The following is a 21,925-nucleotide window of genomic DNA, read 5'->3' as shown; positions in this document are numbered from 1 at the left end:
AATCGCCCAAAGCACACACGAAAACGGATACATCAAGCCAAGAAAAACTTTTTGGAGAAATTCAAAACAGCTTCTAATATTCTATCAGGTTCTTTTGCGTTTGTTTCCGGTCTGTTTCCCCGATTTTATTCGTCAGATAGCCCGCTATCCTCCTTATAAAATCAGAAAAACATCCTCGAAAACAATTCGCAAAATTAACCTGAGCAAAATTTAAACAGGCTCTTACCTCCAATATACAAAAAATGCTCTAATTATCCGACATTCCACCACATATAAACCATCCAAACAAAATAATACCTTGCCCTATCAATATCACCAAAACAACAATGGAGATATAGCTAGTTCAAGGTATTATTCCAATAAAATGGCAAACCAGTTCTTCCTTCAACCTGTTTCCCTACAAGAGGAAGATTATTCCTGCATACTTACACGATAGATAACAAAAGTCTGTGCACCTACTTCAGACTGCAAAGTCTTACCATCAACAGTAACTTTACTTTCTTTCGGAGTAATCAGATTGGGATTATCCAACGAATTTTCTTCATCCGGATTATCCGAGTGGAACAGGATACAATCGGCCTGCGTAGCAAGTTTTTTCTTTTTCAAGCCATCAAATTCTACCGTTACAGATTGAGCCTTATCGGATACGTTGACAATCTTAACGATATAGCTTTTTGTAGGTTCATCCCACACAGCGCTGGCAAACAAACCATTTTGATCTGGCTGACCGCTTACAGCCTTGCCATCCATCAACAAAGGCACAACCTGTGTACCTTTATTGTGTCCATAAAGGTATTGCACATACCAGCTGCATGAACGTACACTACGCAAATTGTCAAACCAAATCAAGTCCGGACGCCATTGCCAGCCTTTCACATGCGCCAATAAAGGAGCATAAGTAGCCATATACACTACATCAGCATTACGTTCCACTCCTGTCAGGAAAGCAGCTTCAAGCAATGATGCATAAAAATGATTCCATTTCTTTCCTTTTCCGTGGCAAGCATATTCTCCTGCAAACACCTTCGGTCCTTTACGGTCATAATTATCATAACGATTGCCCGACTTCAAGAACCAATCTTCGGGGCGATAAAAATGTTCGTCGACCAAATCCACTTTCAACTTTTTCATCTCAGGCCACAAATAATCAAAGTCCTTACCCTCCGAATTCGGACCAGATGAACCGATAATCTGAATATCGGGATAAGCTTTGCGGATAGCATCGACAAAATATTTCAGACGTTCGGGATACTCCGGTCCCCACTGTTCGTTTCCTACTCCAATAAATTTCATATTAAAAGGAGCGGGATGTCCCATTTCGGCACGAAGTTTACCCCACTTTGTTGTTTCATCACCATTGGCAAACTCAATAAGGTCAAGTGCGTCCTGAATATAGCTTTGCAGGCTGTCCACTGGGACATGCGCTTTAGGATCATCGTTTTGATACTGGCATGCCAGACCTACATTAACAATCGGAAGAGGCTCAGCGCCCATATCTTCAGCCAACAAGAAAAGTTCGTAAAATCCCATACCATATGTCTGGTGATAATCAGGATAATAACGATGAGGGAAAGTATATTCCCATCGGTTCGAGTTCAACGGACGGTTCTCTACAGGACCTACTGAGTTTTTCCATTGATAACGGTCATTGATATGTGTACCTTCTACGATACATCCACCAGGGAAACGGAATACACCTGGTTTGGTATCAACCAAGGCCTGTACAAGATCTTTACGCAAACCATTTTCACGCCCTTTCCATGTATCGACGGGGAAAAGTGAAATATGCTCCAAGTCAACATTGCCTGCAGAAGCCAGGAAGATACGCAGCTGTGCCGCATCAATGGTTTGTGGAGCAGTAAGCACCAATTCATATTTTTTCCAATCAGCCGAGTTCAAGGCTACGTCTCCCGAAGTCAACACCTGAGTTTCCCCCATCGAATACGGATCAATGAGTTCCACCCGGATCTTCTGCCCGTTTCCTCTGGCCCACACAGTAAAGCGGTATTGAGCATTTTCTTTCAATCCAATGCCGAAAAAGCCTTCATTGACTACCCCTGTACGCTTATGCGGATGTCCCGGATCTGCAAGACGAATGTAATGTGGATTACGGTCGAAAGGTCCATCCTCCAAGACCGTAACATTACCGAATGTTTTCCAGCCTTGCAGACGATTGGGAAATTCAAATGAACGGTTCATGACCAATTCGGCATACAATCCTCCATCTGCACCATAATTAATATCCTCAAAAAAATGTCCATACATGGTGGGTTGGATTTCGGCACCTGGCTTGTTTGCCTTTACCACCATGTGGTTGACTTCCTGTGCCGCCAGCCCCGTACAGCAACAAGTCGCCAAGGCCAAACTGAAAATTGTTGATTTATTCATAAATTATCATTTGATTTCGAGTGTAACAATAGACATAGCAGGCAATTTTACCAACAAACCGCCCTTTTGCAACTTAACATCCTTGAAATCCTTCACAGTAACGGCATCCGGATTTTCAAACGTATTATACGTATCAATCTTATCTGCAGCCAGGATACGTCCCGTAACCTGTTTCCCCTCGAAACCTTCTAGGTTAACGGTTACCTCAGCCGATTCTTCAAGGTCGATATTAGACAACGACAAGTGAATACGTCCTTCCTTGTCACGCGAAGCACTTGTACTAATCATAGGTACCACACGATTATCACGCACATTCTTATAGGTACATTGCAGGTCTGATGGCAAGAACGTAGCATCTTGATGTACATTATACATTTCGAATACATGATAAGTCGGCGTCAGGACCATTTTGTCCTCTTTCGTCAAAATCATCGATTGCAGCACATTAGCGATCTGGGCTATGTTGGTCATCTTCACACGGTCGGTATATTTATGGAAGATATCCAATGTAAGTGAAGCTACAAACGCATCACGCATCGTGTTCTGCTGATACAGATGGCCGGGAATTGTACCGGGTTCTTCATCCCACCAAGTACCCCATTCATCGACGATAAGAGCAATTTGTTTCTTCGGATCATATTTATCCATAATAGCCATGTGACGCTTCAACACATCCTCAATTTCACGGCATTTACCCATCGTCCAATAGTAATCATCGGTTGTAAACTTAGTAGCAGAACCTTTACTTCCAGTCCATCCAGGTACTGTATAATAATGCAAAGATACACCATCCATACGATGACCGACATTCTGCATCAACACTTCTGTCCAATTATAATCGTAATCGCTGGCACCGCTGGCAATCTTAAACAATTTATTTCCATTGTAGTTACGACAATATGTAGAATAACGACGATACAAATCGGCATAATATTCCGGACGCATACTGCCTCCACAACCCCAACTTTCATTACCTACACCAAAGTATTTTACTTTCCAAGGTTTTTCACGTCCATTCTGCAAACGCAACTTTGCCATGGGGCTTCCCTGCTCAGATGTCATATATTCCACCCACTTTGCCATTTCTTCTACTGTTCCGCTTCCCACATTGCCGCTGATATAAGGCTCGCAACCCAAAAGCTCGCACAAGTTAAGAAATTCGTGAGTACCAAAACTATTATCTTCTACAGTCCCTCCCCAGTTATTGTTCACCATTTTCGGGCGGTTTTCTTTGGGTCCAATGCCATCCATCCAATGATATTCATCGGCAAAGCATCCGCCTGGCCAACGCAATACAGGTACTTTCAATTTTTTCAACGCTTCAAGTACATCATTACGGTATCCGTTTGTATTAGGAATAGGAGAATCCTCACCTACCCACAAGCCCCCATAAATACAGGTACCCAAATGCTCAGCGAATTGTCCGTATATTTCTTTCGGAATGATTTGTTCAGCCTTTTCTGTGTGAACGGTTACAGTCGCGTGTTGTTGTGCGGATACAGCAAGGCTGACGCCCAGCATCAAGCCACTAAGAATCAGTTTGTTTTTCATTTTTTCTTCTTTAATTAATCATTAATCGGCTCATTCACTAACCTTATATTTTACAGCTGCTTCTTCGATAGGTAAACCAGCTTTATAAGTTTCAATGTATGCATTGAATCCTGCTACATCTTTCAGGTCCGGTTTAATTTCCACACCTGTGTTCCCAGCAAATACTTGTTCATCAAGGAAATCGGCAAGCGACAATTTTTGTGGATTGTTCACCAAATAAGACCCTAACAAAGCAATACCCCAGGCACCGCCTTCACCGGCCGTTTCCATAACAGATATAGGCGAATTGAGTGCTGCCGCCAAAATGCGCTGTCCTACCCCTTTTGTCTTGAACAATCCTCCGTGACCTGTAATACGGTCTACTTTGATTTTCTCTTCGTTGAACAAAATATCATTACCTATTTTCAGTACAGCCACAGATGCATACAGGTTGGCACGCATAAAGTTGGCAAGGTTGAATTTATCATTGGCAGAACGTACAACCAAAGGTCTTCCTTCAGCAAGTCTGGTTACCGGTTCACCCGAAATGTAATTGTAAGAAATCAGTCCACCACAATCAGCATCTCCTTCAAGAGCATGATTATACAGTTTTCCGAAAACCTCATTCATATCTACGGGTACCCCCAGTAGTTCTTGATATTCTTTAAACAAATTAACCCAGGCATTAAGGTCGGAAGTACAATTATTACAATGTACCATGGCAACCAGGCTGCCGTCAGGCGTAGTCACCATATCAATCATTTCATACGGTTTCGACAAGTCTTTCTCCAGTACAATCATAGAAAACGAAGAAGTACCTGCCGATACATTACCTGTACGCTGCTTCACAGCATTGGTAGCCACCATACCTGTTCCTGCATCTCCTTCGGGAGGACACAAAGGTATGCCTGCTTTCAAACGGCCGGACCCATCAAGTTTTTTAGCACCCTCAGGTGTCAGGAAACCTGCATTCTCACCGGCTTGCAACACCTTAGGCAAAATATCGGTCAATTTCCAAGAAAAGCCTTTCGGTGCAACCATTTTATCGAATTTCTCCACCATCTCTGCCGAATAATTCTTTGTAGCAGGGTCAATGGGAAGCACACCCGAAGCATCGCCGATGCCCAATACCTTTTTCCCACTCAACTGCCAGTGCACATATCCAGCCAAAGTTGTCAGATAAGCAATATCTTTTACATGTGATTCACCGTTCAGAATAGCCTGATACAAATGAGAGATGCTCCAGCGCAACGGAATATTGTAAACAAATGCTTCCGAAAGAGCTGCTGCAGCTATGCCTGTATTGGTATTGCGCCACGTACGGAACGGAACGAGAATCTCCTCTTTATCATTGAAAGCCATATAACCGTGCATCATGGCACTAACGCCAATAGCCGCCAAAGTTTCTATATCCGTATCGTACTGTTTCTTTACATCAGCACATAGATCGGCATAACAATCCCGAAGTCCGTTCCAAATGGCATCAATGCTATAAGTCCACAGTCCATCTACCAATTGGTTTTCCCAAACATGACTTCCCTGAGCTATAGGTTTGTTTTCGGGGTCGATCAATACTGCTTTAATACGAGTCGAACCCAATTCGATACCCAAAATAGCCTTTCCTGATTCGATAATTGATTTTGTGTCTGTATTCATGATATGATTATATGATTATAATAAATAATAAAAATAAAACACAGAGACACAAAGGCACAGAGAATCTATTTACGAATAAAACCTCAGTGCTCCGTGTCTCTGTGTTCCGATCAACTATTAGCAAAGAGCTTTATTCAGCATATAATAAACTTCGTTCATACGGAGTTCTTTCTTGAAGTCGCTAATGGTGGTATCTTTGTTGATATGTACCATTTCGATGCCTGCGATTTCAGCATAATCTTCCCAATATTCTGCAGTCAAATCGTACGAGAAGCAAGAGTGGTGAGTTCCACCAGCCAAAATCCATGCACCTGCACCTACTTCAAAATTAGGCTGCGGAATCCACAATGCAGAAGCTACCGGCAATTTAGGCAGCGGTTTCGGTTCAATACATTCTACATCGTTTACAATCAAACGGAAACGATTACCCATATCCACCACTGTTGCTGTACATCCAGTACCCGTCTTTGAAGTGAATACCAAACGGGCAGTCTGGCTCTTACGGACACCGATACCCAGGAAATGTACTTCCAGACGTGGCTTTTGAGCTGCAATCAACGGACAAACTTCCAACATGTGTGCCTGCAGGATAGCACTTCTTTCACCATTGAAGTTCAACGTATAGTCTTCCAAGAACGAACATCCGTTGGGCAGACCTTGATTCATCACCCATACCGTACGGTACAAGGCTGCTGATTTCCAGTCACCTTCAGCACCGAAGCCATAACCTTCTGCCATCAGACGCTGAGATGCAAGTCCCGGAATCTGGTCGAAATGACTTCCGTCTGTCTGACCCAAATCATCAAAGTTAGTAGTGAAGCCTTTCGCACCTTTTGCCTTCAAAATAGCACGCAAGGCAAGTTCCGCTTTAGCCGAATTCCATACCTTTCCATAGGCTTCGGTTCGTTGATCTTCCAGTTCTTTATCATGGTCATACAGCTGGAAATACTCATCCACCAATGCTTTTACATCCTCGTCTTTCACCTGGCTGTGATATTCCATCAGTTCACTTACCGGACAATAGTCTACATGGTATCCCATCCGAACTTCAGCTTCTACCTTGTCGCCATCCGTTACGGCTACATTATTCATCTGGTCGCCAAAACGAATAATCAACATGTCCTGTGCATCTGCCCAAGCTGCACATACACGCATCCAAACGGAAATCTTACGTTGGGTTTCCGCATCTTTCCAATAACCAACTACTACTTTACGACGGATACGCATACGGCTGCAAATATGTCCGAACTCGCGGTCACCGTGTGCCGACTGGTTCAGATTCATAAAGTCCATATCCATGGTATCCCAAGGAATTTCTTCATTAAACTGAGTATGCAGGTGAAGCAACGGTTTCTTCAATTGTTGCAAGCCATGTATCCACATCTTTGCAGGCGAGAATGTATGCATCCACGTGATAACACCGATACACTTCTCATCGTTATTGGCTGCTTTCATTACTGCTTCCACTTCTTTTGAAGAGTTAGCCGTACCTTTATATACTACTTTAACCGGAAGATTTCCACTGTTATTCAATCCAGCTACCATTTCATTACTGTGTGCGTCTACTGCGATAACAGCATCGCCTCCGTACAGAAGCTGAGCTCCTGTTACGAACCATACTTCAAATTGATCAAATGTGCTCATAGTTCTATGTATTTTAAAAAGTTAGTATGTTATTTCTTCTGTCCGTAGTAAGCATTCGGACCATGCTTGCGGCTGAAATGTTTCTCTACCAGCAGGGGGTTCATCGTCAGATGCGGATTGACGGCATATGCAATGCTTGCCATTTTTGCCACCTGCTCCATCACTACAGCATTATGAACTGCATCGTGAGCATCCTTACCCCACGCAAAAGGTCCGTGATTTTTCACTAATACACCCGGAGTATGAACCGGATTCATTCCTTCGAAACGTTTTACAATCACGTTTCCGGTTTCCAATTCATAATCGCCTTTCACCTCTTCTTCGGTCATATCCGCCGTGCAAGGGATGGCTTCGTGAAAATAATCGGCATGTGTAGTCCCTATATTCGGAATGTCGCATCCGGCCTGTGCCCATGCAGTAGCATACGTAGAATGCGTATGCACCACCCCACCTATTTCCTTGAATGCCTTATAAAGAACCAGATGAGTCGGCGTATCGCTGGAAGGACGTAAATCACCTTCCACTACATTGCCATCCAAATCTACCACCACCATATCCGATGCTTTCATTACGTCGTAAGCTACGCCACTGGGCTTAATCACTACCAGCCCTTTTTCGCGGTCGATAGCAGATACATTACCCCATGTAAAAATCACCAATCCATGTTTCACCAAATCAAGGTTTGCCTGAAACACTTTTTCTTTCAAATTTTCTAACATAAGTCTTATAGTTTGAATTTCGGGTCCCGCTGATAAGCCTTATCATTGAACTTGTACAGATAAGCCCCTCTTTTAGAACCTGTTTTATCTATTTTATCTGTTTTCTCGATATAACCCATATCCGCAATTCGCTTCCGGAAATTGCGTTTATCCATTGGTTCGCCATAAATAGCTTCATACAAGCTTTGCAATTGCGTAAGTGTAAAAAGCTCTGGAAGCAAATTGAAACCAATGGGAGCGGTAGAAGCCTTTTCCTTCATGGCCGTCCGGGCTTTTTCTACCATTTGGTTATGGTCGAAAATCAAATCAGGTATCTCATCAATATTTACCCAATACGCATTATGCTGTTGCACCAGCTCCCGGTCGTATTTATTCGTATTGATGAGTGCATAATAAGCAAGCGAGATAACCCGTTCACCCGGGTCTCTGTTTATCTTGCCAAAAGCTCCGATGTGTTCCATATAAACATCCTTCAATCCGGTCAGTTCGTACAGCACACGCTTTGCCGCATCATCCGCGCTTTCATTTTCCTGGACAAAACCGCCCATTAAAGACCACTGACCCTTTGCCGGCTCAAAATTACGCTGAAGCAACAACAAGCTCAATTGTTCTTTCTCAAAACCGAATATGATGCAATCAATACCGACGAAAAATTTCGGATTATTCTTGTAATATGTAGACACATCGTTCATAAAATCATTTTTCTATACCGAACTGGAATATACAATGGCTCTGATAAGTTTCACCCGGTTCCAGGATAACCGAAGGCCATTGCGGCTTATTAGGACTATCCGGATAATGTTGAGTCTCCAAACATACAGAAGCCCGTTGCGGATAAGCAATGCCTTTCTTACCTTTCACGGTTCCATCCAAGAAATTTCCTGTGTAAACCTGGATACCAGGCTCGTCGGTGTATACGGTCAGACTGATACCCGAAGTCGGGCTGGTCAGCTTGGCTGCTACCTGGCTGATATCGCCTTTAGTCTTCAGTACCCAGTTATGGTCGAATCCATTACCGAACTTCACTTGTTCGTTTTCAAAATCGGTTACAGACGGAGCGATAGGCTTCGGCGTATTGAAATCGAATGGAGTATCCTTTACAGCCATCATCTCGCCATTGGTCATATACGTGCTGTCGACAGGAGTAATGCTGTCTGCCGCAACATACAGAATCTGGTCGGTTCCAGGCTTGGAGGGATCGCCATTCAGGTTAAAGTATGAATGGTTGGTCATATTGATTACCGTGGTCTTGTCGGTAGTAGCATCATACTTGATATCGATGGCATTATTGGCTGTCAATGCGTAAGTCACATGTGCAGTCACATTACCCGGGAAATTATTATCGCCATCTGCCGAGTTCATCGTCAAGACCAAAGTACTGTCGTTGGTCTGATTTGCTTCATACACCTGATATTGCCAACCGGTAGGTCCACCGTGCAGACAATGTCCGAAATTGTTTGTCGGCAATTGAATCAAAGTGCCGTCCACTTTCATCTGCCCCTTATTAATACGATTAGCATAACGCCCGATGGCTGCTCCGAAATCGCTCGGGATATTCTGGTAATCGGCAATGCTGTCGAAGCCCAGCACCACATCTGTCATCGTGCCATTTTTGTCCGGCACCATCAGCGAGACAATACGTCCACCAAAGTTTGTAATGCAGACTTCCATTCCGTTATGATTTGTCAACGTATAAAGTTTAACCGCTTTTGTCCCGTCTACAGTCGTTTCAAAATTGGCAGGATCCAATCCCGAAAGGGTCAATGCAGGTTTCTGTTCCTGCGTAGTGCAAGATGCCATCAAGGCAAGTGCCGCACTCATTCCTAAAAATGAATTCCGAATGTTTTTCATCGCTTATTATTTTTTATTTAAAACATCATTCATCTACTCTTTACCAAAAATACCAGTAGAAAGCTGCACAGCAGGCAACAACACCCAATGTGGCGATGACATCCCATTTATTCCAGCTCTCACGGATAGCCTTCTTGTAATCTTTGGTGAAGGTAATCGCTTCCACCTGTTCTTTGGACGGAGCGGGTGTAAAACAAGACACAACAACCATCAGAATGATAATGAATACAAGCAACCATACTTCAAACACCAGCCAGTTGGTCTGCCAGAACCAAGACGTGTATTCCCAGAAAGCTCCTTCCATCACCTTGGTGCCCGATTCGGTAACGACATTGGTGAACAAGCGCACCATACCAATCAGAAAACCACCGATAAGTCCCCATTCGCCGGCTTTGGGAGTAATCTTCTTTGAGAAGATACCCAGCGAGAACACCGCCACCATTGCCGGAGCAATCAGTGACTGAATGTCTTGCAAGTAAGAGTACAGGTTACCCATGTTCATCATAATCGGCATCCAAGCCAATCCCAGAAGCACAACAACTACCGTTGCAAGACGGCCTACAAACACATAATGGCTCTCGCTCATGCCTTTCTTCATCGGCTTATAAAAGTCTTCGGTAAACAACGTAGCACAGCTATTGAAGAATGCTGCCAACGATGCAACGAGGGCACATACAAAACCAATGGTCACAATACCTTTGACCCCTGCCGGCAAGATATTTTTCACCATCATGGCAAATGCGCCGTCAGTATCATGTGTGTTAGTGATATCCATCTCAATACCGCTTCCCGCCTTCATCGAGAGTGCGTATGCCACCATACCCGGAATCAAGAACATGAAGATAGGCAACAACTTGAAATAACCGGCTGCAATCGTACCGCGACGGGCACGTGCCATTACTACTGAATTGTCTTCGCCCTTAGTCTGCCCCAACACACGTTGTACAATGTGCTGGTCGGTACACCAATACCAGAAACCAATGATAGACGCACCGAGGAACACTACATAACCCGGGAATTTGGGATACATCGGATCTGCCGGATCAGTATGGAACATGTGCGTAGTACCAAAGCCGTCGTGGGCAGCATTACATACAGCCATCATCTGCGACCAGCCTTCGGCAATGCTTCCATCTCCCAACAGATGCAGTCCTAAAAACAAGACAAGGAAAGAACCAATGATGAGGATAGGAGTCTGGATAGCCGACAAGGTCATCACACCTTTCATTCCACCGAAAACAGTAAATACCGCTGTAATAGCAATCAGCCCGATAGCACCGTACCAGAACGGGATATTCAATAAGTATTCGAAGAAAATACCTCCGGTGAATGCGGTTACAGAAACTTTTGTCAGCACGTATGCAATCAAAGTAATGATGGAAAGCCACGAACCGGTACGCTTTGTATAACGGAACTTCAGGAAGTCAGGCATCGTAATAATCTTGCCCAACTTATTGTTCAATAATTGATAGAAGGGGACGAACAGCCATCCGAGGATAAGAATCATCCAGCCCTGCATCTCCCAGTGTGCCATACCAACGCCGTCCTTGGCTCCTGTACCTGCCAGTCCGACCAGGTGTTCCGACCCGATATTGGCGGCAAAGATAGCCGCACCGATAATGTACCACGGCTCTCCTTTCCCGAAGAGGTAATCTTCACTGTTAGCCCCTTGTTGTTGCTTTTTGTCTTTTTGGATTGCACGGTACACCGCCCACGCAATCAGAATGACCCCGATGACGAGAACCGCCCAGTCGAGCCAAACAAATTCACTTGAATTCCAATTCATAATCACGTTTGTTTTTTTAATTTATGTTTCATGTTAATTAGATGTCCAAAAGGTCACGCAAGTTACAAGAACCGGCCATTATCAGTAAAGTGTATCATTTACACTAATTCGACTGCAATATTACAAATTCCTTACGAGTTATGTTCATAAATTTGTGTGTTACACAACATATTTGGACAAATTTCTGCCAAAACCTGTTCTATTGTCCACTTCCCGGCAACCGATACCTATTCTGTACACCTTATTATATATCCAACACCCGTTGGCGGAAGTAATTTTGCACATATATGATTCCACCGATAAAGGCATTCAGACATGACAGGTGCTGCCTCAAAAAGACCGGACTGCATTTCTTATCCTCGTAGGCTTGCAATTGCGATATTCCGGTTTTTACCTCTGCTTTTGACTCATATTTAGTTGTTGTTATTATCTTCTTCCCCCAGTGCAGATAACTTCGTCTGGTGTAAGATTAATAATCTTCCGCTTGTAAGATTAATAATCTTGCAGCCTGAAGATTAATAATCTTACAGCGAATGGACCTATATGCGTTTGCCGGCGCACCTATATCCGCGGGTTTCCGCAACCGGCTGCATCCTGCAAAGATAGTCCGCGCTATCCTCCTCGTTACAGAAGCGGAAATACCTTAAAAACTCATTCCAAATCAGCACACGATAAATTCAAAACTGTTTCTAAGGATTTGTCCTGTATCTCACTTTTTTGTATTATCTTTGCATGGACACTTTTCATCAACCTTTAAAAAAAGAACAAGACTCATAATGATTACTGCAGAAAACATTCTACTCATCGGCTCTATCCTGATATTCATCAGTATTCTCATCAGCAAGACCGGATATAAGTTCGGCATCCCCACCCTCTTGCTCTTCCTCCTGGTAGGAATGCTTTTCGGAAGCGACGGACTGGGCATCCAGTTCAACAGCGCGAAAGATGCCCAGTTCGTAGGAATGATAGCGCTGAGCATCATCTTGTTCACGGGAGGGATGGACACACGGTTCCGCGAAATCAAGCCCATACTGCCTCAAGGGATACTTCTGTCTACTGCAGGCGTGCTGGTCACTACCCTCTTGACGGGGCTGTTCATTTATTTTTTATCCGACCATACAAAAGCAGACATTCAGCTGACCCTACTCGCCTCTTTATTACTTGCCGCCACAATGTCATCCACCGACTCGGCTTCGGTATTCAACCTGCTCCGCTCACAACGGATGAACCTGAAAGAAAACTTGCGCCCGATGCTGGAACTGGAAAGCGGAAGCAACGACCCCATGGCATATATGCTTACCATCGTGCTGATACAAGTCATTGGAAGCGGAACAGATTTGCATGCCGGAATCATCGCACGCGACCTGCTTGTACAATTCTTTTTCGGTGGAACAATCGGCTATGCAGCAGGCAAGTTCGCCGTATGGCTCATCAACAAAATCGAGTTACCTAATACCTCTCTTTACCCCATCCTCCTGCTGAGTATTGTATTTATTACCTTTACTACCACCGACCTGGTACACGGAAACGGTTATCTGGCGGTCTACATAGCCGGAGTCATCGTAGGCAATGCCAAACTGGCATCACGGAAAGAGACACAAACTTTTATGGACGGGCTGACATGGCTTTTCCAAATCATCATGTTCCTCGCCCTCGGACTGCTGGTAAACCCACATGAGATGATAGGTATCGCAGGCATCGGCTTGCTTATCGGTGCATTCATGATTGTAGTGGCACGTCCAGTAAGCGTGTTCCTCTGCCTGCTTCCTTTCCGGAACATTTCCCTACGTGCACGGCTCTTCGTATCATGGGTAGGGCTGCGTGGAGCTGTTCCCATCATTTTCGCTACCTACCCCGTCATAGCTGAAATCCCAGGGTCAAACCAATTGTTCAACATTGTATTTTTCATCACCCTTCTCTCGCTTGTCATTCAAGGGATGAGCATTTCACAGATGGCACGCTGGCTCAAGCTCGACATGCCCCAAGCCAAAGAAGGAAACGCATTCGGCGTAGAGCTTCCCGATGAAATAGATACCCGACTGGACGACCTGACCCTCACCGCCGAAATGCTGGAAGAAGGAAACAGATTGGCAGACATGAACCTGCCTCAAGGCACACTGGTGATGCTGGTAAAACGCGGAAACGAATTCATCATTCCCAACGGACAAATAGAACTTCATGAAGGTGACAAACTCCTGCTCATTTCTGAAAATAAACAGAAAAAGCGACAAAATCTGTAAATCAGGAAACAAACCGAAGAGATTTTTTCCTTACCTTTGAGAAAATTACAAGAACAGACAATACGCATCACCCGGCGACCACACAGCCCACGGGAAAAACCTCTGTATGTCTTTGTGCCCAAGGTGAAACTTGTCTGCAAGACCGACACACCATTCAAAATCATAACATTATGGAAAACTATCTCTTCTGGATTGCTCCAGCCGCCTCGTTCCTGGCACTTGCCTTGGCGGCTTTCTTCTATAAACAGATGAAAGGAGAAAGCGAAGGAACACCCGAGATGCAGAAAATCGCCGAACATGTACGCCGTGGGGCGATGTCGTACCTCAAGCAACAATATAAAGTGGTGACACTCGTGTTTATCGGACTTGCTCTCCTGTTTGCCATCATGGCATACGGCTTCAACCTCCAGAACCACTGGGTGCCCGTCGCATTCCTGACAGGAGGGTTCTTCTCCGGCTTGTCCGGCTACCTCGGAATGAAAACCGCCACATACGCCTCAGCACGTACTGCCAACGCCGCCCGTACCTCACTCGACAAAGGCCTGCGCATCGCTTTCCGAAGCGGAGCAGTCATGGGACTGGTGGTAGTAGGACTGGGCTTGTTCGACATCTCCTTCTGGTATCTCTTACTGGAACGATGCATCCCCGACAATGCACTGAACCCTACCTCAAAGCTCTGCGTCATAACCACTACAATGCTCACCTTCGGAATGGGAGCTTCCACACAGGCTCTCTTCGCCCGCGTAGGCGGAGGCATCTACACGAAAGCCGCCGATGTAGGAGCCGACCTGGTAGGCAAAGTTGAAGCCGGAATACCTGAAGACGACCCGCGTAACCCGGCAACCATCGCCGATAATGTAGGCGATAACGTAGGCGACGTTGCAGGTATGGGAGCCGACCTCTACGAATCGTATTGTGGCTCCATCCTTGCCACCGCCGCACTGGGTGCCGCTGCTTTTATCGGCACAGGAGACACCGAAATGCAGTTCAAGGCAGTCATCGCACCGATGCTGATAGCTGCCATCGGCATCATCCTATCCATTATCGGCATTTTTGCAGTACGCACACGCGAAAACGCTACGATGAAAGAGCTGCTGAAAGCACTTTCTACCGGAACCAACCTCAGCTCGTTTTTCATCATCATCGGCACGTTTCTCATCCTTTGGCTTTTAAGATTGGACAACTGGGTAAACATATCACTGGCTGTCATCGTAGGCCTGCTGGTAGGAATCATCATCGGGCAGTCTACCGAATATTACACTTCACAATCATACAAACCCACACGCAAGCTCTCCGAAAGTGGTAAGACAGGACCTGCCACCGTTATTATCTCCGGCATCGGACTGGGAATGATTTCCACTACCATCCCAGTCATAGCCGTAGTAGCAGGCATCATCCTTTCCTACTGGCTAGCTTCAGGATTCGACTTCACCAACATTGGGATGGGACTTTACGGCATCGGAATCGCATCGGTAGGCATGCTTTCCACCTTAGGAATTACCCTTGCCACAGATGCTTACGGCCCCATTGCCGACAATGCCGGAGGAAACGCCGAAATGAGCAAGCTGGGCGAAGAGGTGCGCCGGCGTACCGATGCGCTCGACTCGCTGGGCAATACTACCGCAGCTACCGGAAAAGGATTTGCCATCGGCTCGGCAGCCCTTACAGGACTCTCCCTGCTGGCTTCATACATCGAAGAAGTACGTATCGGACTGGAACGTATCGGAACCGCCATCCTTGAACTTCCCAACGGCATCCAGATAGCCATCCACGAGGCAGGACTGGACGACTTCATGATTTATTACGATGTTACACTAATGAATCCTAAAGTGCTTTCAGGGATGTTCATTGGCAGTATGATGTCTTTCCTTTTCTGCGGTCTTACGATGAATGCTGTAGGGCGTGCAGCCTCGCGCATGGTAGAAGAAGTGCGCCGCCAGTTCCGTGAAATAAAAGGCATCCTGAGTGGAAATGCCGAGCCTGACTACGCCCGGTGTGTACAGATTTCCACACAAGGCGCCCAACGCGAAATGGTATTCCCCTCTCTGCTTGCCATCATCGCTCCTATAGTTACGGGGTTGCTCTTCGGTGTACCGGGTGTCATCGGTCTGCTGATTGGCGGACTTTCATCAGGCTTCGTGCTAGCCATCTTTATGGCAAATGCCGGAGGTGCCTGGGACAATGCCAAGAAATATGTGGAAGAAGGAAACTTTGGCGGAAAAGGAAGCGAAGTGCACCGTGCCACTGTAGTAGGCGATACCGTAGGCGACCCGTTCAAAGACACATCCGGTCCCAGCCTGAACATTCTTGTAAAACTGATGAGTATGGTTGCTATCGTAATGGCAGGGCTTACTGTGGCATGGAGCCTGTTCTGACAACGGCAATAAACACGAATATCACCATGTAGGGGCGTATGCGGTACGCCCCTACATGGGATGTTTCGGATATTCAATTAATTTTTCATTCAGGCTCTTTGAAACTGTTTCTGACTATAATTGGCAACATAAGAAGCTGTTTTGAATTTCTCCAAAAAGTTTTTCTTGGCTTGATGTATCCGTTTTCGTGTGTGCTTTGGGCGATTTTTTGGTCCTTTCCGCTCCTGTTCTTCGTCAGATAGCCCGCTATCTTCCTCATCACAAAAGCGAAAATGCCTCAAAAACTCATCCCAAATCATCGCACGATAAATTCAAAACAGCTTCTAAGAAATTCCTAAAAAATTTTTGCCTAAAACAAAAAAATCCAAGCAAATAGAAGCATATTTTTGTTAATTCACCCAATTTATATTAAATCAAGAGCTATTATATCAGGAAAAATTCTTATCTTTGTTCCCAAATTCGGTATAAATAATGAGACAACTTAAGATTACCAAAAGTATCACTAACCGAGAGAGCGCCTCTTTGGACAAATACCTTCAGGAAATCGGACGCGAAGACCTGATTACGGTAGAGGAAGAAGTGGAACTCGCTCAGCGTATTCGCAAAGGCGATCGTGCAGCGTTAGAGAAACTTACACGTGCAAACCTGCGATTTGTAGTATCAGTGGCCAAACAGTATCAAAACCAAGGATTGAGCCTTCCAGACTTGATAAACGAAGGAAATCTGGGCTTGATTAAGGCTGCCGAGAAGTTTGACGAGACCCGTGGTTTCAAATTCATCAGTTACGCCGTATGGTGGATTCGTCAATCTATTCTCCAAGCACTGGCCGAGCAATCCCGTATCGTGCGCTTGCCATTGAACCAGGTAGGTTCGCTGAACAAAATCAGCAAGGCTTTCTCTAAATTCGAACAAGAAAACGAACGCCGTCCGTCACCGGAAGAGCTGGCAGACGAACTGGAAATCCCGGTAGACAAGATTTCGGACACGCTGAAAGTTTCAGGACGCCACATCTCTGTAGACGCTCCTTTCGTGGAAGGAGAAGACAACAGCCTACTGGACGTGCTGGTAAACGACGACTCCCCTATGGCGGACCGCTCCTTGGTGAATGAATCACTTTCGAGGGAAATCGACAGAGCGCTTTCTACGTTGACCGAAAGAGAGAAGGAAATTATCCAGATGTTTTTCGGTATAGGAACGCAAGAAATGACGTTGGAAGAAATTGGTGACAAATTTGGACTGACACGCGAACGTGTGCGCCAGATTAAGGAAAAAGCCATCAGAAGATTAAGACAAAACTCGCGTAGCAAACTGCTCAAATCTTATTTAGGATAAACGAACATCGGTTTCCGAATTTACAAAAAGCTGTAAGGTCTACGGACACTTACAGCTTTTTCACTATTATGCCCTGCAAGCTATATTATATAATAAGGTAAAGGAATGCCACGCTCAGCCAATGCCTTCCTTCCGAAAACGAACTTAAATATGTTAATTTCACTCCAGACGGTTTCATATATGCCTACAATTGCTTACTTTTGCTTTGTAAAACTTATAAATTTATGAAACAGATTAAACTGCTTTGCTTTTTGCTCATCGCATCCATCGTGATACCCGTTCTTGCCAAATCGCCGAAAAACAAGAACAAATACGGCGTCTACATCGCTGGAGTATCGGCTTCATTCAGTGACTCACTGGTTTATTTCACAGATATCCAATATGTAGACAGTGCCATGGTAGGCGGTGACGGATTGCTGGTAGGACGTGCACAATACAGCATCCAGCTAAAAGAATACCTGGAACAACAGGAAAACGGGAAAAACCGTACGTGCTTCGTTTACTACAACAAAAAAAAGAAAAACCTGCAAAAGGAAATCAACAAGCTGAAAGAAAAATACCAGAAGGGAAATACGCTGGTGCTTCTTGACGTAGACCCTGAATTCAAATTTGAAAAAGCAGAGATTTATTGATTATGAGAAAATTATTCCTATACATTGTTTCACTTTTCATCCTGACGGGCTGTTCGGACGAAATACCCGAACATGAACAGCCGGTACAGGCCAAGCGTGCCATACTTGCCTATTTGATTGCCAACAACAATCTGGACGAAGATATTATGAACAATGTACAATGGATGTACGAAAGCCTTGCTGAAAGTGGAGACTCATGCACGCTGCTCATTTACTACAAACCGACTTCCAGCAACCAATACATTAACGAAGCGCAAATCCTTGCCTATTTCTCTGATGGACACGGGCAAATCAACGGCCAACCAGCTTTGGAAGGCAATGACATCACTCAAGGCAACGTCATCGCACAAGCCAACCGCTATACTGCCGTAACGGGAACTTCAACCGATCCGGAAGTGATGCGTGCCAACTTGCAAATGATGGCAGACATTGTTCCCTCGCTCAGCTATGGACTTATCTTCGGTTCACATGCTACCAGCTGGATGCCTGCTGCAGGCACAGACATTGCTACCAAATCATTCGGACAAGACGGGAATGTCTATAACTCTATCAACATCCCCGAACTTGCCGACGTACTGGAACAGACTTTCCCAGACAATCTCGACTTCGTGCTATTCGATGCCTGCATGATGCAAACCGCCGAAGTGTGCTACGAACTGCGTCACGCCACACGCTATTGCATCGCTTCGGTATTGGAAACACCAGTAGTAGGTTTCCCTTACCACGAGATATTGAATAACTTGTATCAAGACGAAATCGACTTCGACAAACTTTGCGAAAATGTCATCAATTTCAATAAAAGCAGAGGGCTATGGGGAACTTATGCCGTAGTAGACTGCAAACAGATGGACGTTTTTGCCACAGCCGTGAGGGAGCAACTCTCCCAACACACATCCGCCCTCGAAGATCTTTCGCTTCACTCCATCCAGCAATATGGAATAAACGACTACCAATACTTCTCGTTCGATGTAGCAGATGTCATCCGCCAGCTGAATGGAGGGACACTTCCGGAGTCTTTCCAGCAAGTATTGGACCAGACCGTACTTGCCAAAAGCTGTATCACGAATCACTCCACTTTCAGAGTAGACGAAGACCGCTATTGCGGAATGGGCATGTACATTCCCGATGCCGTGCCAGGAAATACCCGATGGAACGACTATTACCGTTCCGCCATTTCGTGGTACCAGACAGTATGGAGTGAATAAGGTTTACGACGCACAAGTGCAAAGGCGCAGAAACAATCAGGATTCTGATTCTTTCCGCGCCTTTTCCTTTTCAGAAAATATACTGCAACCGAAGCTGGGCAAGAAAGAAGTCTTTCTTATAAAAAGCGTTGCAATGCTCCCCTACCCATACATAGCTGCCGTTCAGCTTCACTCCTAAATATTGGTTGATGTACCAGTTTACACCTAAAGACAAGTCAGTCTCCTCACCTCCATAAATTCCTGCACGGTTATCGTTCATGTCCGTATAATTCAAGCGGGCAACTAGTTCGATAGCTTGTGGAGTAGCCGGACGGCTCGGTATGCCATACACCGCATCGTATTCGAAGCCGCGTCCTTTCAACAAGAAACCGCCTTGAATGTATCCCCCGTGCGGACGGTATGCCTTCCCGCCATCCGTACGGTTCAAACGGTCGAAATAATATTCGGCTTGAACCATCCAGCGTGGAGCGGTGTATAATGCCTCAACTACCCCTTTCACCTCTGTTCCCATATTCGGCACTTCAGCTTCAAGCAACGAAGCAGGAAACATCGATGTAATGCCCTCACTATCTACCGTACCCACAGGCGGCTCTTCGGTATTGACCTGTTTCGTGCGGAAAGAAAAGGCACCGCCTACGTGAATCAGCCGATGGTCTTTCCCTTGCTTGCGCCATACGGCACGGGAAGTCGATACAAAGGCATTCTTCTGATTGCTCCCTATCTTATTGATATCATTATGCGTATAGACACCCGTAGCAAGATACCACGAATCGGTATAGAAATGATACGTTGCACCCAACTTCCGGCTATCGGTAAAAGCCAAGACCGATGCAGCCGACTGATGGAAACGCAAATCGGCTGTGCTTATCAACATATCCATCGAAAAAGGCTCGTACGCATTGCCCAGCGAAAGCACACTGTTCTTAAAGTGGTAATTCAGCAACAAATCCTTTATCGCTACTTTACCTCCTCCCAATCCGATATCGGCTTTTGCCTCCCACTGCCCGTAAGTCGCTTTGAACCCGACCCGGAAATCTTCCAGCCGATAATAGCCTTGCACGTCTTCTTTGCCATAGCCCGACACGGCGGCATCGAGCAGGGCACGCGAACGGAACTTTACCTTCAACTGCTCTTGTGCCTGCGCTGTCACTCCTCCCAACAGGAGAATGGCACTCAACAATCCAGATACGATTTTCTTCATACCTGTACAGCCATTAATTGGGGAAGCGCTTCTTCTATCGGAACTGCCCAACCGTAATCTGCCACATTAAATATCGGCGCAGTCTTATCCGGATTAATTGCAACAATTCGTTTGGCACCGGCAATGCCTGCCGTGTGCTGGATTTGCCCACTGATACCGATAGCGATATACAAGTCTGGAGCAATGGTCTGGCCGGTCTGCCCTACTTGCAAATGCGCGTCAATCAAGCCAGCTTCTACCGCAGCACGTGACCCGGCCACAGCTGCTCCCCATTGTTTAGCCCACTGACAGATACGCTCTACCGTTTCCTTCTTCTTCACGCCACGCCCTACTCCGACCACAATCCGGCTGTTCCCCAACGAATCCCCGCCGGCTGTTTCCAATACCTCGTCCAATAAGCGGATACGGCCGTCGCACTTAAAGTCCGATAAATCATGCCAGATGCATTCCCCTTTCAAGGCAGGGTTCGCTTCACGCGCTTTCATCACTCCCGGACGTACCGAAGCCATTTGCGGACGGTGCGCCGGAGTAGCAATCGTAGCCATTAAGTTTCCGCCAAAAGCCGGACGTATCTGCTGAAGCAGGCCTGTTTCGGCATCAATGTCCAACTCCGTGCAATCGGCAGTCAAACCCGTCTGGAGCAGGGCCGCGATACGGGCAGACAATCCACGCCCGCGAGGCGTTGCGCCTACCAGCAAGATATCCGGACGGCATTCGCGGATAACCCGGACGGCAGCACGGGCATAATTTTCTTCGATGAACGAAGCCAACGACGGATGCCCGGCAAGATGTATCCGCTGTGCTCCATACGCCGCCAACGAAGACACCGCCGCATCCGATTCACTCCCGATTAAAAGAGCCTCTACATCCTGATGCAGCTTTTCAGCCAGAACGGCAGCCTTCCCTAACAATTCTTTTGTAACCGCAGAAAGGGTTCCGTCCGCTTCTGTTTCGGCAAGCACCCAAATGCCTTTAGACGTTCCGCCGGAAATTTGCGTCTGCGTCTCCGGTTCATTCAACGCCAAAGCCTCCGAAGGGCAGGCTTGCACACAACTTCCGCACAAACGGCATTTATACGGGTCGATTTCCGGATATTCCGCCATGCGGATGGCACCGTAAGCACAAGCGTCCGCACACATTCCACAACCGATACATTGGTCTTTGCGCACCCGAAGCGCAAAAGAGGCAGTATGTTCATTCATAAGATTCATTCGTTATAAGTGATAAGATTCGTTTAATAAGTAGATGTTGAGAATTAATTTATATAATGTAGCCATCTCAGAAACGCAGATTAACGCAGATTTTCACGGATTCTTTTGATTTACTATTTTTGATTTACGAAGTACGATTTAGTGCTCAAACAGTA

Annotated in this window: 16 protein-coding genes; 5 read left to right on the top strand and 11 right to left on the bottom strand. The window is 45.8% G+C overall.

From position 1 onward, the window contains the following. Nucleotides 1-411 precede the first annotated feature (411 nt). The 8 genes from B5G04_RS16170 to B5G04_RS16135 form a co-directional block, all read right to left on the bottom strand. Nucleotides 412-2,388 (bottom strand): alpha-L-arabinofuranosidase C-terminal domain-containing protein, encoded by a 1,977-nt coding sequence (locus tag B5G04_RS16170; RefSeq protein ID WP_087249324.1) that lies wholly within the window; start codon nt 2,386-2,388, stop codon nt 412-414. Between the two features lie 6 nt (nt 2,389-2,394). Then, complete coding sequence (locus tag B5G04_RS16165; RefSeq protein WP_087210875.1) at nt 2,395-3,939, bottom strand: alpha-N-arabinofuranosidase; 1,545 nt, start codon at nt 3,937-3,939, stop codon at nt 2,395-2,397. 30 nt (nt 3,940-3,969) lie between these two features. Next, complete coding sequence (locus tag B5G04_RS16160) at nt 3,970-5,574, bottom strand: FGGY-family carbohydrate kinase (RefSeq protein ID WP_022041240.1); 1,605 nt, start codon at nt 5,572-5,574, stop codon at nt 3,970-3,972. Between the two features lie 117 nt (nt 5,575-5,691). After that, complete coding sequence (gene araA, locus B5G04_RS16155; protein ID WP_022041239.1) at nt 5,692-7,218, bottom strand: L-arabinose isomerase; 1,527 nt, start codon at nt 7,216-7,218, stop codon at nt 5,692-5,694. Nucleotides 7,219-7,247: 29 nt separating this feature from the next. Then, the gene (locus tag B5G04_RS16150) at nt 7,248-7,937 is read right to left on the bottom strand and encodes an L-ribulose-5-phosphate 4-epimerase (RefSeq protein ID WP_087398034.1); all 690 of its coding nucleotides are present in this window, start codon (nt 7,935-7,937) and stop codon (nt 7,248-7,250) included. A gap of 5 nt (nt 7,938-7,942) precedes the next feature. Further along, nucleotides 7,943-8,620 (bottom strand): NUDIX domain-containing protein, encoded by a 678-nt coding sequence (locus B5G04_RS16145; protein WP_087398043.1) that lies wholly within the window; start codon nt 8,618-8,620, stop codon nt 7,943-7,945. Between the two features lie 13 nt (nt 8,621-8,633). Further along, nucleotides 8,634-9,788 (bottom strand): aldose epimerase family protein, encoded by a 1,155-nt coding sequence (locus B5G04_RS16140; RefSeq protein WP_022041236.1) that lies wholly within the window; start codon nt 9,786-9,788, stop codon nt 8,634-8,636. 40 nt (nt 9,789-9,828) lie between these two features. After that, nucleotides 9,829-11,574, bottom strand: coding sequence for a sodium:solute symporter (locus tag B5G04_RS16135; RefSeq protein WP_022041235.1), 1,746 nt, complete (start codon nt 11,572-11,574; stop codon nt 9,829-9,831). 773 nt (nt 11,575-12,347) lie between these two features. Between B5G04_RS16135 and B5G04_RS16130 the strand changes: the two genes are divergently transcribed. After that, entirely contained in the window at nt 12,348-13,814 is a 1,467-nt protein-coding gene (locus B5G04_RS16130) for a potassium/proton antiporter (RefSeq protein ID WP_162608581.1), read from the top strand. 170 nt (nt 13,815-13,984) lie between these two features. Continuing rightward, nucleotides 13,985-16,189: a sodium-translocating pyrophosphatase gene (locus tag B5G04_RS16125; RefSeq protein ID WP_087398033.1), complete on the top strand. Its 2,205-nt coding sequence runs from the start codon at nt 13,985-13,987 to the stop codon at nt 16,187-16,189. A gap of 89 nt (nt 16,190-16,278) precedes the next feature. Here the strand turns inward: B5G04_RS16125 and B5G04_RS20010 are convergent, their stop codons facing one another. Then, the gene (locus tag B5G04_RS20010; protein ID WP_158100123.1) at nt 16,279-16,488 is read right to left on the bottom strand and encodes a hypothetical protein; all 210 of its coding nucleotides are present in this window, start codon (nt 16,486-16,488) and stop codon (nt 16,279-16,281) included. 172 nt (nt 16,489-16,660) lie between these two features. On the opposite strand from B5G04_RS20010, the gene B5G04_RS16120 reads away from it, so the two are divergent. The 3 genes from B5G04_RS16120 to B5G04_RS16110 all read left to right on the top strand — a co-directional run bounded on the left by B5G04_RS16120 (nt 16,661) and on the right by B5G04_RS16110 (nt 19,358). After that, complete coding sequence (locus B5G04_RS16120; protein ID WP_022041231.1) at nt 16,661-17,521, top strand: RNA polymerase sigma factor RpoD/SigA; 861 nt, start codon at nt 16,661-16,663, stop codon at nt 17,519-17,521. 224 nt (nt 17,522-17,745) lie between these two features. Then, the gene (locus B5G04_RS16115; protein ID WP_022041230.1) at nt 17,746-18,153 is read left to right on the top strand and encodes a hypothetical protein; all 408 of its coding nucleotides are present in this window, start codon (nt 17,746-17,748) and stop codon (nt 18,151-18,153) included. Between the two features lie 2 nt (nt 18,154-18,155). After that, complete coding sequence (locus B5G04_RS16110; protein WP_087212829.1) at nt 18,156-19,358, top strand: clostripain-related cysteine peptidase; 1,203 nt, start codon at nt 18,156-18,158, stop codon at nt 19,356-19,358. A 70-nt stretch (nt 19,359-19,428) separates the two neighbouring features. Here B5G04_RS16110 and B5G04_RS16105 read toward each other — a convergent pair whose 3' ends face one another. Together B5G04_RS16105 and B5G04_RS16100 are read right to left on the bottom strand one after the other, a co-directional pair. Further along, nucleotides 19,429-20,559 carry a porin gene (locus B5G04_RS16105; protein WP_087398032.1) on the bottom strand — a complete coding sequence of 377 codons (1,131 nt, stop codon included), beginning with the start codon at nt 20,557-20,559 and terminating at the stop codon, nt 19,429-19,431. Further along, nucleotides 20,556-21,761, bottom strand: coding sequence for an electron transfer flavoprotein subunit alpha (locus tag B5G04_RS16100; RefSeq protein WP_087398042.1), 1,206 nt, complete (start codon nt 21,759-21,761; stop codon nt 20,556-20,558). Before B5G04_RS16100 ends, B5G04_RS16105 begins: the two co-directional genes overlap by 4 nt. Nucleotides 21,762-21,925 lie beyond the last annotated feature (164 nt).

Source organism: Bacteroides sp. An51A (genome assembly GCF_002161565.1).
Taxonomy (GTDB): Bacteria; Bacteroidota; Bacteroidia; order Bacteroidales; family Bacteroidaceae; genus Phocaeicola; species Phocaeicola intestinalis.
Note: the sequence above shows the minus strand (reverse complement) of the source record. Positions and strands in the feature narration are given on the sequence as shown.

Coding starts and splice junctions, on each gene's coding strand:
- B5G04_RS20010 (WP_158100123.1), bottom strand. CDS start 16,488: ATGATTTGGGATGAGTTTTTGAGGCATTTTCGCTTTTGTGATGAGGAA.
- B5G04_RS16125 (WP_087398033.1), top strand. CDS start 13,985: ATGGAAAACTATCTCTTCTGGATTGCTCCAGCCGCCTCGTTCCTGGCA.
- B5G04_RS16170 (WP_087249324.1), bottom strand. CDS start 2,388: ATGAATAAATCAACAATTTTCAGTTTGGCCTTGGCGACTTGTTGCTGT.
- B5G04_RS16100 (WP_087398042.1), bottom strand. CDS start 21,761: ATGAATGAACATACTGCCTCTTTTGCGCTTCGGGTGCGCAAAGACCAA.
- B5G04_RS16140 (WP_022041236.1), bottom strand. CDS start 9,788: ATGAAAAACATTCGGAATTCATTTTTAGGAATGAGTGCGGCACTTGCC.
- B5G04_RS16120 (WP_022041231.1), top strand. CDS start 16,661: ATGAGACAACTTAAGATTACCAAAAGTATCACTAACCGAGAGAGCGCC.
- B5G04_RS16105 (WP_087398032.1), bottom strand. CDS start 20,559: ATGAAGAAAATCGTATCTGGATTGTTGAGTGCCATTCTCCTGTTGGGA.
- B5G04_RS16110 (WP_087212829.1), top strand. CDS start 18,156: ATGAGAAAATTATTCCTATACATTGTTTCACTTTTCATCCTGACGGGC.
- B5G04_RS16165 (WP_087210875.1), bottom strand. CDS start 3,939: ATGAAAAACAAACTGATTCTTAGTGGCTTGATGCTGGGCGTCAGCCTT.
- B5G04_RS16150 (WP_087398034.1), bottom strand. CDS start 7,937: ATGTTAGAAAATTTGAAAGAAAAAGTGTTTCAGGCAAACCTTGATTTG.
- B5G04_RS16135 (WP_022041235.1), bottom strand. CDS start 11,574: ATGAATTGGAATTCAAGTGAATTTGTTTGGCTCGACTGGGCGGTTCTC.
- B5G04_RS16115 (WP_022041230.1), top strand. CDS start 17,746: ATGAAACAGATTAAACTGCTTTGCTTTTTGCTCATCGCATCCATCGTG.
- araA (WP_022041239.1), bottom strand. CDS start 7,218: ATGAGCACATTTGATCAATTTGAAGTATGGTTCGTAACAGGAGCTCAG.
- B5G04_RS16160 (WP_022041240.1), bottom strand. CDS start 5,574: ATGAATACAGACACAAAATCAATTATCGAATCAGGAAAGGCTATTTTG.